Origin of the sequence: Vibrio sp. 10N.261.55.A7 (assembly GCF_002877365.1) — a bacterium.
Taxonomy (GTDB): domain Bacteria; phylum Pseudomonadota; class Gammaproteobacteria; order Enterobacterales; family Vibrionaceae; genus Vibrio.
In genome coordinates this window covers 1-229 of record NZ_MCWZ01000197.1, presented here as the reverse complement: position 1 = coordinate 229, position 229 = coordinate 1, and the positions used below count along the sequence as shown (strand labels likewise).

The window sequence follows — 229 nt, the reverse complement described above, 5'->3', positions numbered from 1 at the left end:
GTTTAAAAAGTTAAGAGTAACCTATGTCCCGTTCGTCTAGAGGCCTAGGACACCGCCCTTTCACGGCGGTAACAGGGGTTCGACTCCCCTACGGGATACCATCTTTAAGCACATTTTCTTTGCTATAAAATCTAAGTGTTTTTAAAAATGGTTTCGTTCGAAAGAACAAAATCTGCTCTTTAACAATTTGGAAAGCTGACGAACAACAACTTGATTGGTTGTTGTTCAA

At 40.2% G+C, this 229-nt stretch carries 1 tRNA gene; it reads left to right on the top strand.

The annotated features are described in order from the left end of the window. Positions 1-25: 25 nt before the first annotated feature. Positions 26-101 (top strand) — tRNA-Glu (locus BCU12_RS10325). Positions 102-229: the final 128 nt, after the last annotated feature.